Annotated in this window: 15 protein-coding genes and 1 tRNA gene; 8 read left to right on the top strand and 8 right to left on the bottom strand. The window is 51.1% G+C overall.

Annotation, left to right across the window (positions count from 1 at the left end; translation table 11 throughout):
• Positions 1-143: 143 nt before the first annotated feature.
• The 5 genes from aguB (at position 144) to ACIQ2T_RS07900 (ending at position 2,574) form a co-directional block, all read left to right on the top strand.
• Positions 144-1,010 carry an N-carbamoylputrescine amidase gene (gene aguB / locus ACIQ2T_RS07920; RefSeq protein ID WP_397590340.1) on the top strand — a complete coding sequence of 289 codons (867 nt, stop codon included), beginning with the start codon at positions 144-146 and terminating at the stop codon, positions 1,008-1,010.
• Positions 994-1,527: a 2-amino-4-hydroxy-6-hydroxymethyldihydropteridine diphosphokinase gene (folK, locus tag ACIQ2T_RS07915; RefSeq protein WP_397590339.1), complete on the top strand. Its 534-nt coding sequence runs from the start codon at positions 994-996 to the stop codon at positions 1,525-1,527. Before aguB ends, folK begins: the two co-directional genes overlap by 17 nt.
• A gap of 40 nt (positions 1,528-1,567) precedes the next feature.
• Positions 1,568-1,643, top strand: a tRNA-Lys gene (locus ACIQ2T_RS07910).
• Positions 1,644-1,810: 167 nt separating this feature from the next.
• The gene (locus ACIQ2T_RS07905; RefSeq protein ID WP_397590338.1) at positions 1,811-2,236 is read left to right on the top strand and encodes a hypothetical protein; all 426 of its coding nucleotides are present in this window, start codon (positions 1,811-1,813) and stop codon (positions 2,234-2,236) included.
• Positions 2,233-2,574 (top strand): hypothetical protein, encoded by a 342-nt coding sequence (locus tag ACIQ2T_RS07900; RefSeq protein WP_397590337.1) that lies wholly within the window; start codon positions 2,233-2,235, stop codon positions 2,572-2,574. Before ACIQ2T_RS07905 ends, ACIQ2T_RS07900 begins: the two co-directional genes overlap by 4 nt.
• On the opposite strand, the gene ACIQ2T_RS07895 is transcribed toward ACIQ2T_RS07900, so the two are convergent.
• The 3 genes from ACIQ2T_RS07895 to ACIQ2T_RS07885 all read right to left on the bottom strand — a co-directional run bounded on the left by ACIQ2T_RS07895 (position 2,530) and on the right by ACIQ2T_RS07885 (position 4,718).
• Positions 2,530-2,841 carry a hypothetical protein gene (locus tag ACIQ2T_RS07895; RefSeq protein ID WP_397590336.1) on the bottom strand — a complete coding sequence of 104 codons (312 nt, stop codon included), beginning with the start codon at positions 2,839-2,841 and terminating at the stop codon, positions 2,530-2,532. The two genes, ACIQ2T_RS07900 and ACIQ2T_RS07895, sit on opposite strands and share 45 nt — an antisense overlap.
• A 458-nt stretch (positions 2,842-3,299) precedes the next feature.
• Positions 3,300-3,866, bottom strand: a complete 567-nt coding sequence (locus tag ACIQ2T_RS07890) for a tyrosine-type recombinase/integrase (RefSeq protein ID WP_397590335.1) — start codon at positions 3,864-3,866, stop codon at positions 3,300-3,302.
• Between the two features lie 249 nt (positions 3,867-4,115).
• Entirely contained in the window at positions 4,116-4,718 is a 603-nt protein-coding gene (locus ACIQ2T_RS07885) for a hypothetical protein (RefSeq protein WP_397590334.1), read from the bottom strand.
• 83 nt (positions 4,719-4,801) lie between these two features.
• On the opposite strand from ACIQ2T_RS07885, the gene ACIQ2T_RS07880 reads away from it, so the two are divergent.
• Complete coding sequence (locus tag ACIQ2T_RS07880) at positions 4,802-5,104, top strand: DUF6626 family protein (protein WP_397590333.1); 303 nt, start codon at positions 4,802-4,804, stop codon at positions 5,102-5,104.
• A 152-nt stretch (positions 5,105-5,256) separates the two neighbouring features.
• On the opposite strand, the gene ACIQ2T_RS07875 is transcribed toward ACIQ2T_RS07880, so the two are convergent.
• Positions 5,257-6,636 carry a hypothetical protein gene (locus tag ACIQ2T_RS07875; RefSeq protein ID WP_397590332.1) on the bottom strand — a complete coding sequence of 460 codons (1,380 nt, stop codon included), beginning with the start codon at positions 6,634-6,636 and terminating at the stop codon, positions 5,257-5,259.
• Between the two features lie 592 nt (positions 6,637-7,228).
• Here ACIQ2T_RS07875 and ACIQ2T_RS07870 point away from each other — a divergent pair.
• The gene (locus ACIQ2T_RS07870; protein WP_397590331.1) at positions 7,229-7,861 is read left to right on the top strand and encodes an SOUL family heme-binding protein; all 633 of its coding nucleotides are present in this window, start codon (positions 7,229-7,231) and stop codon (positions 7,859-7,861) included.
• Between the two features lie 187 nt (positions 7,862-8,048).
• On the opposite strand, the gene ACIQ2T_RS07865 is transcribed toward ACIQ2T_RS07870, so the two are convergent.
• The 4 genes from ACIQ2T_RS07865 to ACIQ2T_RS07850 are packed head-to-tail and all read right to left on the bottom strand — an operon-like array spanning position 8,049 to position 12,123.
• Complete coding sequence (locus tag ACIQ2T_RS07865; RefSeq protein WP_397590330.1) at positions 8,049-9,221, bottom strand: fumarylacetoacetate hydrolase family protein; 1,173 nt, start codon at positions 9,219-9,221, stop codon at positions 8,049-8,051.
• Positions 9,222-9,230: 9 nt separating this feature from the next.
• The gene (locus ACIQ2T_RS07860; RefSeq protein WP_397590329.1) at positions 9,231-10,094 is read right to left on the bottom strand and encodes a DAPG hydrolase family protein; all 864 of its coding nucleotides are present in this window, start codon (positions 10,092-10,094) and stop codon (positions 9,231-9,233) included.
• The gene (locus ACIQ2T_RS07855; protein ID WP_397590328.1) at positions 10,091-11,434 is read right to left on the bottom strand and encodes an FAD-binding oxidoreductase; all 1,344 of its coding nucleotides are present in this window, start codon (positions 11,432-11,434) and stop codon (positions 10,091-10,093) included. Before ACIQ2T_RS07855 ends, ACIQ2T_RS07860 begins: the two co-directional genes overlap by 4 nt.
• Entirely contained in the window at positions 11,431-12,123 is a 693-nt protein-coding gene (locus ACIQ2T_RS07850; RefSeq protein ID WP_397590327.1) for a TetR/AcrR family transcriptional regulator, read from the bottom strand. Before ACIQ2T_RS07850 ends, ACIQ2T_RS07855 begins: the two co-directional genes overlap by 4 nt.
• Before the next feature lie 204 nt (positions 12,124-12,327).
• On the opposite strand from ACIQ2T_RS07850, the gene ACIQ2T_RS07845 reads away from it, so the two are divergent.
• On the top strand, positions 12,328-13,220 hold an 893-nt coding region (locus ACIQ2T_RS07845; protein ID WP_397590326.1), incomplete at its 3' end, for a glutathione S-transferase N-terminal domain-containing protein.

The raw sequence follows: 13,220 nt of genomic DNA, 5'->3' as shown, positions 1-13,220 counted from the left end.
AGCAATTGGCGAATCCGATCGCATGACTTTGCTGTTTAAAAAGCGCAACTGATGCTTGTACTGGGAAATTGCGCCCGCAATTATACTGTATCTGGCGACAATCATGATTGCGGCACGTTTCGGGGTGCGGCTATAGACGCGGCATGACCAGAGATATCACCGTCGCCGCGTTGCAACTGCCCATAGCGGCAAGCGAAGCCGAAAACATTGATGCCGTCAGTGACCTTGTGTCGCAGGCGTCAGACCTGGGTGCGCAAATCATCCTGCCGCCCGAACTATTTTCCGGCCCCTATTTCTGCAAAACGCAGGAGGAAAAGCATTTTGCGCTGGCGCACCCCGTCTTGGAGCATCCCGCCGTCAAGGCGATGGCAAAACTTGCTAAGCGGCTTAATGTTGCAATCCCCACAAGCTTCTTTGAACGCGATGGGGCGCATTTCTACAACAGTGTTGCGATGATTGACCCCAATGGCGACATCATGGGCGTTTATCGTAAAAGCCATATTCCAGACGGCCCTGGCTATCAGGAGAAATATTATTTTCGTCCCGGCAATACTGGGTTTAAGGTCTGGGACGTGTTCGGTACAACTATTGGAGTCGGCATCTGCTGGGACCAATGGTACCCCGAATGCGCGCGCGCAATGGCCCTGATGGGCGCTGAGCTGTTATTCTACCCTACAGCCATAGGTGCCGAGCCGCAGGATGCGACCTTGGACACACGGCATATGTGGCGGCGCGCAATGGTTGGCCATGCGGTGTCAAACTGTATGCCCGTAATTGCGGCCAACAGGGTCGGCAACGAAGACGACCATGGTCAGACGGCGCAAAAATTCTACGGCACCAGCTTCATCGCCAATGAATGGGGGGATGTGGTATGCGACCTTGATGATGCCGAAACCGGCATATTAGTCTCGACCTTTGACCTAGACCAAGCCCGCGCGCATCGTGCCAGCATGGGCTTCTTCCGCGACCGCAGGCCAGCGTTATACACCCGCCTTGCCCAGGATATTTGATCTGTCGTATCTGTATCTCATTGGGATAGGTTCAAATCAGCCACATCCCGTCATTGGCACACCAAATCACATCATCCCGCACGCGATTGCCGCGCTGGAGATGGACGATATCGATGTGTTCGCACATTCAGCCACTATCCAATCAAGCCCGATGGGGCCTTCATCGCGCCGCTTTGCCAACGCGGCAGCGGTGATCGCGTCGCAGCTTGCTCCCCCTGCACTGCTTGCCCGCTTGCACGACATCGAGAGCCATTTCGGGCGCGTACGGCGCGGCCAAAGCTGGCGTGCACGCGTGCTGGATCTCGATATTCTCTTATGGTCTGGCGGCATGTGGGCCGATAGCAATCCAGCGCTCTCTATCCCGCATCCCGGCCTTCGTTCGCGCGGTTTTGTCCTTACGCCTGCCGCAATGGTAGCCCCCGATTGGCGCGACCCGATGACAGGCTTAACCATTCGTCACCTGCAATCGCGATTTAACCGACCAAAGGCGCTTGACCAGTCACCCCACCGCCACTAGGGGAAGCGCTCTCCTTTGAACCCTGTTCGGTTCAGGTCGGGGGCCCTTAGCTCAGTCGGTAGAGCAACTGACTTTTAATCAGTAGGTCGCTGGTTCGAACCCAGCAGGGCTCACCATATATTTCAATTAAATCAATAATTTGAGAGTGTTTCGGCACTCTCTCATTGTTTGTGAAAAAAGTAATACACAGTAATACACAAACCGTAAGTGATTGATTAGGTGAGAATCGTTGTAACGACGATGCGTCACAGCGTGATAAATACACTCGTAATGGAGTGTACAAATGAACGCACGAGAGCAGATTAAACGAGCAGTCTTGCTACTGCCCAAGTTGGCAGCTGAGATTGAGAGCAAAGAGATCAAGGCTGACATTGAACTTTTAATGGGCATTGCATCGCAATTGGTGACAGTTTTGGTGAGCAGAAATGATGCACTTGCTAAACAGTGCCGTTCACGAAAGTCCAAACCACCTAAGCCAACTCCACAGAAGACAGCTCAGACTCAGAAACCCAAGCCAAGCAGCACTGATACTCAAAATAGTCAGAATGACACTGAGGACCGTTCTAAGGCTGTTTCTTCAATTCAGCAGGGAATTCGTCAAGCTGAGCCAACGCTTGCAGATCAGCAACGAGCATTGCGTGGGTATGTCTATGGGGCGCAGAATGATGAGGTCGCATTTCGCAAAGCTGCACAGGCAATCGCACGATGAACGACAAGCTAATCCAAAGCCAGAAGCGGCTGCACGACAGTCTGTTTGAACTGTACATTGATGGTGGGTTGGAACTGTTTCAAGCTGGCACTCGTGGCTTAAAGCGTGAGTTGATTATAAGGCTTGAGACAAGCGCACTCACACCAGAGAAGGGTGAAATAATTCACTACTATGCAGTCAATCGCTGGGATGAGAATGATGAGTTTGACGAGTGGGCAAAACCTCTAGTAGCGTTGTCAGCAGAAGCTGAAGCGATAATTGGCGTGAATAATGATCAGCTTGACGGCTGTCGCTCAACGGTTGCCGTTGGATCTGATTTCATCAATTTTATTCACTAAAAATGTCACTCTTAAACTTTCTGATATATCGTATATTCTTTTTCTTTTATCAACTTCTGATGTTTTTATCTCTAAAGCTCCAATATCTAAAAGTCTTTTTAAATCATTATTATGACTAGAAATAGATCTACCCGTTTTATTCATCAATTCTAATGAAGCTATTGGTCCATTTTCCAATATTTCTTTGATAATACGCAATTCATTATGTAAACATTTTATATTGGTTGATCTCTGAAAATTTAATATTTTCGTTAATTCGTCAATCATACGCTCTCCCAAGAGTGAATTTTTTCAACTCCATATTGAGATTCAAGAAAATGATAGTGCATTACAATATTTAGAAAATATAGTATAATACACTATCAATAACAGAGATTTATAATTTTATTGTAACAGTTGAAGGCGGAGATGTTGATGCTTTGCGAGAGGTCAAGGTCTTGGTTTGGGTTATTCGCAGACTGTTTTTTTGCACTTTCGGAAAGCACCAGCGGTCGAAAGGTTACGCCAAAGTGAATTCAAATGGGGTGACTTCTCGTTGCAAGTATTGCGGCAAATCAATGATAAAGAACTTTCACAAGGGCTGGATCATCGCCCCCAAGCCGCTTGACTAGCATTCGCCAACTAGACCCAGACAAACTTATCAGCCTCACGAGTGTGAGGCTGATTTTTGTTTATGCAGAAACAGATATGTCCCATCACCGCTGATCAAAGTTATGCGTCTGTGCTCAAATCACATTGACAGCATTTGCCAACTGCTCATCGCTAACCCAGCAATATCCAGCTGTAGTAGCAATATTAGCGTGACCCATAGCTTGCTGAATTGTAGCCATCCCAATGCCAGCTGCGTTCAATCTAGTAGCAAATGTGCGCCTTCCAGAATGACTGCTCGTTTTGATACCAGCGGCTGCGTAGATTGCTTTGAAGCGCAGACTGAGACTGATGTTACTAAAGTGCCCCATAGTTCGACCGCTACGAATGAATGCTTTGCTATCTTCAAGTTGGCTAATTTGAGCGAGATATTGGTTTAGGATTTTACGCAGCTCTTCTGAGATGAATACACGCCGCGAGCGATTGCCCTTCGTTTGATGCTTGCTGAGATTGATGACTTCCACAGCTTTTCCATCAATCCCACGCACATCACCGATTGTCAGAGCAGCAATTTCTCCAATACGCATCCCAGCCAATATGCTGAGAGACAGTGCGACACGGTCACGCAGACCGTTATTCGCTGTGTCAGCAATACGCATCACTCGTTTGATTTCGTCTTTAGTAAGAACCTTTGCTTTTGCCATTTTACCAATCTCTCATTAACTTTTCTGATGAGAGAAATATATATTAATCATGTAGTTAGGAAAACCGATTTCCTCCATGCGACAATGTTTTGGTTTCCAATAGCCTTAGCGTTTTTCATTAACTTCCAGTGTTTTGTTAATGAGAAACTGATCATCATTATTTTGGGTATTATAATGACATGCGCTGAATTCACTCAGCACATCGTCATCTCCAAAAGACGCATCATTTCACCACAGCATTGCCGTCAGTTAGTTTGCATTGCGCCTGTTATATCGCTGCTCTGCACGTTCAACGTGCTTATCAAAAGCAATCGCTGCATCATTGAGATGCTGAAAGCGATTGGCAGCTGACCTCAGCAAGTTCGCTGCATTTTGACGCATAGTTGCTGCGTCTTTGGGCAGATGCGTAAGCTTTTCGCAGAAGCCATTCATCTCGTAGCCGTGATCTTCGTGCATCAGATATGCTGATACCTTCTGTATGTTGAACACAGGCAGTATCTCGTTCTGATCAGCTATTGCTCCACCAACATGCTCCATGCTTGCCCACAGTGCATTTAGCAGAATGCAGAACTCTCGCACGTCACCATCAACTTTAGCGAGAAAATGTATGTGTGCATTATCACCATTGCTGCCTTTGTGGGCGTATACAAAGCGTGATATTCTTCGCTGAGCACCGTTGCCTTTCCCATAACAAAGCCGATCCACAACGTTCCAGAACAACGCCCATCTACGTTGCGCTTCAGCGAATGTTGGCTTGTGCTGCACTGAGAAATTGAGAGTGCCGTAGATGTTCCAGTCTTCAGACAATGCCCAATCAGACCAACCTTTTTTGACGTTAAAAATGTAACTCAATTAAACCTCGTTGATAAATATATTCAGAAGAGCATGTTTTTCAAAAACATGTTCACTCTCAGTATTTATCAACGGAGAATAAATTGCGAAAAAAACTTATAATGGAAGCCTTTGATTTACTAAAATCAAAAGGAATAGTTTCTACTGAGTCAGAATACTCAGAATTATGGCTTGCTCATAGCGAATGCTATTTACGAACGCTTCGTATGAAGAAGGCAGAACCAAGCATGGGCGTGTTAGCAATCTGTGCAAGCAGACTTCAGAAAGCTGGAGAGCAGATTATTACGTCTTCACCCCATCGCCACGTAGGTCAGCAATTTTTGAGCCTTAGCGAACGCTGTCACGAGCTAATTAACGAGCAAGCAGTTGAGCTTGAACTGGTCTGAGTAGCATTGTCGGTTTACACGACACAGCAAAGTGTCTTGCACCAGACTCTTTTCAATGTGTGGTTGAGCCAAGCACATCAAGTTACTAGGTTTGACACAGTATCTCACTGTTGTCGGTTAAACCGACAACACAGCCTCAGCACTGATTGAGCTTACTTCAAACTTTTAAGTTTGGGTTTTCTCGGTGTAACAAGACTGCGCTCGCTATCGCCCTCTGCCAAAACATCCACCTCCAGCTCCTTCTTCAACTCACGTTCAAAGTGCTGAAGGTTACGAGCAAGCTCTGCGCTGATGGGTAAGTGCTTGGCATAGAAGCGTTCAATCTGATCTACGCTTGTTCCAGCATTTTTTGCCAACGTGTAGATATCAACGTTACCACCCCCAAGAATGATGCGCATACAGATCGCTGTGTGTCTCAGTGAGTAAACTGAATATTTGAGTCCAGCGATAGGATCATTGACGACATTTGCTCTTTGCAGCGCCACACCAAACTGACGCTGCACGATATCTCGCACAGTGCTGCGGTTCTGATATGATGGAAAGAACAGATAGTCGCTTGGCTGAGCATCTGGATTACGTGCGCAAATGCGCTTGTAGACATCCACAGCGTTTTCCATTGAAGTCGCCAACCTAAAGCCCGTTTTCCCACGTCTCACTGTGACGAGCAAACGTCGTGGGTTTTCAGCGATGGTGATGTCTTGGTGCTTTAGTGCATAAAGCTCGCTGGTAGTGGGACGAACGAATGTGTTCACAGCAAAGACGATAAGATCGCCAAGCTCACTCGTGATGGGAACAATACGCAGTTTTTGCTCGCTGTAGATTGATTTTGCACTTCCACTCTTTTCAGCTTTCGTGATGAACTCACGATGCTCTTTCGTAAGTGTGCGCACAACGTTGCGAACCCTCGTGTATGCGCAGTCTTTACGACTGACGAGTGGATAGAACGGCAGAAACGCTCGTGGATTGTCACGCTGACGATCACGTGGAGTCGCTGGAACTGCATCAATTACGCCCTCACGTACTGCGACCTTCAGCACGTTGCGAAATGTCGCAGTCATCATATTACGAGTTGAATCAGACAAATCTGGACGGTCTTTGGCAAGCTTGTCTAGAAAGTCAGCATAGTCCTTCGTTCGCAGCTCTCGCACATCACGATGCTGAAACTGCTTTTGCAAACCCCACTCTTTATTGTCCAAGAATGTGACGATGGTGTTCACGTAATTCGCATTACGCTGTCCAAGCTCAACCATTGTGCGACTGATAGTGATTAGTCGCAAAGCAAAGTGCTTGAATGTGTACTCTTTTGCTATTTGTGGTTTCCCACCAAGAATCTCAATCGCAAGATCTTCAGCAAACTGCCTTGCTTTGATCTTTCCAGTCTCTTTCGTTGACCTAACGATATTTCGCTTCGCACGTGCATCCCACACTCTTGCGTACCAAAACGGACTTGAGAGCTTTTTGTAGATAGCAACGCCACGCCGTATCGTAGTAACGGGACCATCAAGCGAATGACGTGATTGCTGCGAAGCCATCGTGCTATCTCACTGAAAATATGTAAATTAAGTAATACACACTTGTAATACACTACCTAATATCATATTGTAAAGCTTATAGGAAATTCTAACTTTTAATCAGTAGGTCGCTGGTTCGAACCCAGCAGGGCTCACCATATATTTCAATGGGTTAACCTAATTTTCTGGTTTTGCCATTGTCAATATGGTGGCGCTAGGCATCACATAGATATCAGATGGAACGCGCGCGTAATTAAACGCGACACAGCGCCGTCATATCTCGGGAATGCCGCACGTAGCCAAAAACGCATAGGTCTCGTCGTAAAATGCTGGCGGTCGAGTGGGGTTCTTTGCGTCGCCGTGAGGCACGAACACTACCCGCCCCTGCCTCGCCCGGGCGGCATCGCAATCGACATGTTGCATTGTAAGTTCATTTTTACGTGTTTTTGCAATGAAAAATGGCCGTTTAACTGTTGAGATAGTTTAGCCAACGGTGAACATTGGAATTTCATCCCTACCTAATCAAATGCGCGGGAAATCTTGCGTTTGTTGAAGTTTGCTCTCGTTCAAGCTTAGTGTTACCCTCCAATACCGTTCTTGAAAGGCCGACATAATGCGCAAAAGATGGATTTTTCTTGCTGTTACAGGACTTGCCGGTTTGGGGACAATCACGTGGAGTGCGGTGGCAAGTAATGTCGAAACACCTAATTATACGGTGCCCAGCAAAAGCGGCAATCTAGAGATCCGCGAATATGGTCCGACAATTGTGGCGGAGGCAACGGTGGAAGGGGAGCGTGACCAAGCTATCCAACGTGGTTTCCGTATTATTGCGGATTATATCTTTGGCAACAATCTATCGTCTACAAAAGTCGCGATGACGGCGCCGGTAATCCAACAGTCGAGCGAAAAAATTGCTATGACGGCGCCGGTTATACAGCAAGCCAAAGGCACATCTTGGAATGTGCGCTTTGTAATGCCTTCAAAATACACGATTAAAACGCTACCTAAGCCGGTTAACCCGCAAGTCGCATTGCTTGAAGTGCCAGCGACGCGTTTTGCCGTGATCCGCTTCTCAGGCTTCGCTGGCCAGGTTTCGCTCGACAAGCAAGAAACACTGTTACGCGCCTTCATGTCAGAACGCAGCCTGGTTGCTGCCAATCCGCCCCAGTACGCATATTATAATGCGCCTTGGACGCTTCCGTTCATGCGCAGAAATGAAATCATGATCGAGATTAACGGTAAATAAGACCTTTACTCAAACGAGCGCCGCATCATGGACAAAGGATCCGCTAACCTACAATGCCACGGGTAGTTTTTGGGCTATCCAGATTTCACAAGGTCATTCGAATGTTGGCTATCTTGGTGATGATGTCGACAACGCCATCGCACGTGCCGGGCGCAAGCACGCATGGCGTGTCCAATGAAAGCCCGCTCTATTCGACGCGGTTCTCGAGCGTACCCAGTTGATCAGCGCGGATAGTCACGACATCGCCTGATTTCAGATAGCCGCCAGAGGCGCGATCATCAGTGATTGTCCGCTCAACGATTGCCTTGATTATGCTCACCTTGCCGAAATGCGTTACCCAGTCATACGCGCCGCGCACGAAAGTAGCAGGACCCGGACCTTGGAAAACCGTCCCGGCCGGCGTCCCTGCAAGGACCAAACTACGATCTGGTAAGATACCGTCATTGTTGATCGGCAATTGCGCGCGGCCTTCACGCCAAATCCAGCTAACACCCCGCCGCTTGGCCGTTTCGAGGAGCAAGCGGTCAAGGTCCCAAATCCAATTGATCACGCGCGCCCGCTGCCTTTGTTCGCCATTGAGGGACAAGTGCAGTTCCAAGGGCTCCACAAAGGACTCAATGTTTCGTGGCACGACGAAGAGGTCGCCTACCGGAAGAAATCCGGCGCCGCTCTTACCATCTGTAAAACCCTTACCCGAGGCAACGTCGTTTATGTCGGCCCCGCGCAATAGCGCCGCGCGATCGGTAACATCGTTGCACAGGATCAGGCCACCTTTGGCGCTAGCTTTGGCCGACAATGGCTTGAGTGTTACCAAGCAAAGCTCAACTTCATAATCTAACAAGCCGCTGCTTGCCGGGATCGCGGCACGTGAAGATGTTGGCTGGGCGACCTTGGCGAACATGAATGGGCCATCTTTAACCTTGGCTTCATCGGCATGTTCGGGATAGTTTGTGGCGGCAGCGGCGTGTAAGGAACGCAAATCGACTGGCACGGCAAGGGTTTCTACATCACGGTTGACGCTGGTTCTTGCCCCGGCAACGAAAGCAGCGATGGCGTTATACCCAAGACGGTTATAGACAGCGATCGCATCCTCACCGGGCTGCAGCAGGGGTGCCAAGTCAACACCGGTTACGACCCCGTTTTGATATCGGGTGACCACAATTGTCTGTGCGTTGGCACCTTCACCAGAACGCGCAAAAGTGAGCGCCTGATCCGAGGGCGCGATGGCAATTGTCGCGCGCAGCGGCGTTGACGGGGCTGGTCGTGGCGGCACCTGTACCGCTTGTGGTCGAAATCCGACGAAAACCGCTACCGCTGCAGTCAATATTAGCGCGATAGCGGTTACAGTGATGATGCGCATGTCTTTACCTTAACTGGCCATTCTTGTGTTGCTGGTACCTGCTGGACCGTTATCGGCAAATTCAGCGTGCAAAGCAGGCAGAAACGCTGCCAGATGCGGCATTTCCTGCCCGCAGTGGACCAGCAGGGCGCGCGCATCGCTCTCTGTAAGCCGCAGCACGCGCTTGGCAACGGCGGCAGCCAAGCTGCCGACGAGGTTGCGTCCGCTGACATGGGCACCGCCCATCCAGAAGCGCGATCGCATTTCACTGCCGCCTGGGACCGCACGGACATGGTGGGCCAAATAGCCAATATCGATAGGCGCATCCCCAAGGCCGAGGCGCGCACAAACGATTGTCGCCTGTTGGTCATCATCCAGCCTCGGGTCGGTAAAACCAAAACTGGCCGGCGGCACGAAGCTGATAGCGCCGCGTATCAGATCGCTACCGATATATTCGTCGACGATTGACGTCTGCCCAACATAGAGCGCGCGGCCGCTGGTGCCGGCAGGCGGCGTTTCGCGCCAACCAACATGGACATGCGCTTGAGGATGCCACAACTTGTACTTGGCGGGCGCATCGCCGTGCCAACCGAACCACCAATCCACCATTGCCGGTGTGACGCCGGGCATGTCGGTGCGCACACTCACACGCATGCCGCCGTCTTGTGTGAGCACCCAGCCGTCTTCCAGCACCGCTGTATCGCCAAAAAGATTCTCTGCTGCACCGTCGATCCCGGGTAGAAGATCAATCGGAACGCCACCCCGGTCCAGCGCGGCGCACACATGCGAAGCCAATGGGGCAAGCTCAGGGTTGAAGAAGCGGGCATAAGGCGTGGCGCGATCTGCGTCACGATAGCCCAAATAGCGTCCGGAAATCGGTTTACTGCTTTTCATAATACACGCCCCATATATGGATTAAATCTGCCTTCGGGATCAAATTTGGCGCGCAGGGCGTCCAGCCGTTTCAGATTGGCAGGCGCCATGAACGGCATCGGCCTGCGTCCCAGATTTTCATCAGCAAGCTGAATGCCCACACTGTGTGCTTGCAAGGCTTGCATATGGTCGGTTGCCCAGCTTTCGTCGGCGGGTGTCGCCGTCTTGCCGCGCAGCCCGCCATAGAGCGCAAGATAGGAGCGCGCCTCAAGCGAAAATGCCATGTCTGGGCGTTCCGCCGGTCCGTTCCAGTTGAGCCAAAGCGCATGACTGGGGGAAGCCGGTTGCGTATCGGCGATGTGCCGCAAGGCCGGTAGCAATGGATCAATCGGCATGTTCATCCACATGCTGTCTGCCGTCCAGCGGGTATTGGGCAAAAACAGGGTCCTTTCGCCGCCCTTCATCATCATGTCCAGCGAGACCGGCAACAATGGCAGCGTAAAGCTGGCAAGCTTGCGGATCGGGCTTTTGTCGATGAAGTCCACCGCGGCGCGTGCCTCGCGCCAGCTACTGGCCAGCACGGGCGCCAGAACTTGTATGCCGTGCGCAAATATCCCCATGGCCTTGCGATCGAAAACGAGCTGGAATTCGACAAACGGCGCCACATCTGGCCCTGCCCTATCCGCCCACGCCATCACGGCTTCGAGATGGCGGATCCGAAATACTTGGGCCTTCATACCAACGAATTTGGGGCGCGGTTGAAGCCTCAGGTGAAAGCGGACCACGATACCGAAAAAGCCAGGTCCAGCCCCGCGCGCAGCCCAGAGAAGCTCTGCGTTTTCCGTTTCACTTGCATGGACCAATGTGCCGTCCGCGAGAACAACATCGATGCCAATGACGCTCTGGCACGCCACCCCGCAAGCCCTGCTGCTCCAACCAAAACCGCCTTGCAGGAGGAAGCCGCCCATACCGACAGTGTAGGCATGTGCCACAGGGAAAAAGAGCTTATGCTTAACAAGGGCAGCATTGAGTTCACCGGCCAGGCAGCCAGGGCCGATCACTGCCGTGCCCTGCCCCGCGTTGATCGCAATGCTGTTAAGCCGCGAAAGGTCAACCAACATCCCGCCATCACGAATATGGTTCTGCGCCCAACTGTGTCCGCCCGAACAAATGCCGATTGCGAGGCCTTCATCACGTGCGCGCTTCACCGCACCGATAACCTCTTCCACATCATTGGCTTGCACAATCTGATCAGGACGGCGGCCGGGGTCTTGCGCGTTGAAGCTGGTACCGAGCAGCGCCGTGACAAAATCGGGCGTGCCCTTGTCGATCACAACGCCTCGGCCTGCTGTGCGCTTCATCGAATGTCTCCTGTTTGTCGTTGCAGCACTGGTGGCAGAGCCAGCCAGCGCATTGGCAATTCAAGTGTGGGCGGAGAGTCAAAGGCCGCATGCGCCAACCGCTCCGCTTCCGCTGCATTCAGACCCAAATATGTCAGAAGCTGGGTGGTTGCAGTGTCAATTTTAGCAGAACACAAGACGCCCCGATGCAGATCAAGTGCTAGCCCTGTGATTGCTCCCGCGACTATCGCGGTAGCAAGATCTGCGTCAGCCACCGTGAAGAGACCATCCGCGACACCCTCTTCAATGTCCATCTTCAATCGCAACCGTAACTCGGCCGCCAACCGATCAGTCGGCAAGCCAATGTCAAACATCAGCCGGCCAAAGCCTTGCTGCTCCAACACAATACGCAAAGTCTGACGCGTAATTCGTGCGAAGCGCACGGCCGGGTTGTCATGATCATCGCCGGGCATCGCCATCGCCGCAGCATGGGTAGCACCGAGCAATTCTCCCAGATCGCCAATCAACGCAGCCACATCCGGATAATAATTATAGAAGCTGGCATGCACCATTCCGGCATGGGTGGTAATCTGACGCAGGCCGAGCGCTGCCGCGCCTTCGCTCATCAATAGCGATTGTGCGGACACAAGCAGCTGGTCGCGGGTTCGCTCTCGCTTGCTCCCTAACAGGCTATCAATTTTGATTTTCATGATATGAACATATTATCAAATATGACATTATGTCAAATTATAAAATGCACTTGACGCTGTCGTAGGTCATGGCAACGATGGCGACAGAAACGGCGGGTTTGTTCGCCCAGATCAACATGCTTCTTAGCCAATATATTGGCATTGATAATGTCAATATAGTCCATTACAAATTGACGTTGGCCATACCGGAAGGAACCACCCACAATGTACACACTCAACGGAGCACTGGGTTCACCCTATTCGATGAAGATGCGCGCGCTGATGCGTTATCGTCGTATCCCGCATATGTGGGCGCACGGCACGGACTCGCGTGACGCGTTGAGCAAGGTCAAGGCACCTGTTATTCCTGTAATGGAATATCCCGATGGAACATTCCACAATGATTCGACGCCGCTCATTTATGATCTGGAGGCGCGGCATACCGAACGATCAGTTATCCCGCCCGATCCGGCGCGCGCCTTTATCGCGCATCTGATTGAGGATTTTGCTGACGAATGGGTGACAAAGGCAATGTTCGGTTATCGCTGGCTGGAGGAGGTAGACCAGATCCAGATGAGCCGCTGGCTCGCTTTTGACGCGATGAAGGGTGGCGGGCTGGCCGCAAGCCAGGGCTATGCCGAACAGTTCCGCGCGCGGCAGGTTGGCCGCATGGCGATTGTCGGTTGCGCGGCTGAAAACTTCCCACTGATTGAAGCCTCAACGCGCGCGTTGCTCGGTGCGCTTGAGGCGCATGTGGTGGATCATCACTGCCTGTTCGGTTCTCGGCCGAGCATTGCGGAATTCGGAATGTATGGCCAATTGTCGCAGCTGGGCGTTGATCCCACTGCGCAGGCGATGATGCGCAAAGACTTTCCCTATAGTTTCCGCTGGCTGCTCCATATTGACGATATGTCCGGAATCGACGGGCAATGGGATATAGAGATCGCAGGCGCCGATGTGCCCTTTGCGCCGATCATCACCGCTTGGCTGAAACAGGTCGGCGACATCTACATACCCTTCCTCCTCGCCAACGCCGCTGCGATTGAGGCAGGCGAAGATAGCTTCCACATCTCCGCGATGGGTCTGCCCTACACGCAAGGCGTGTTCAAATATCAGGT

Source organism: Sphingorhabdus sp. (assembly GCF_044357595.1).
In the GTDB taxonomy this organism is placed as follows: Bacteria; Pseudomonadota; Alphaproteobacteria; order Sphingomonadales; family Sphingomonadaceae; genus Sphingorhabdus_B.
This window is presented reverse-complemented; position numbering and strand designations above follow the sequence as displayed.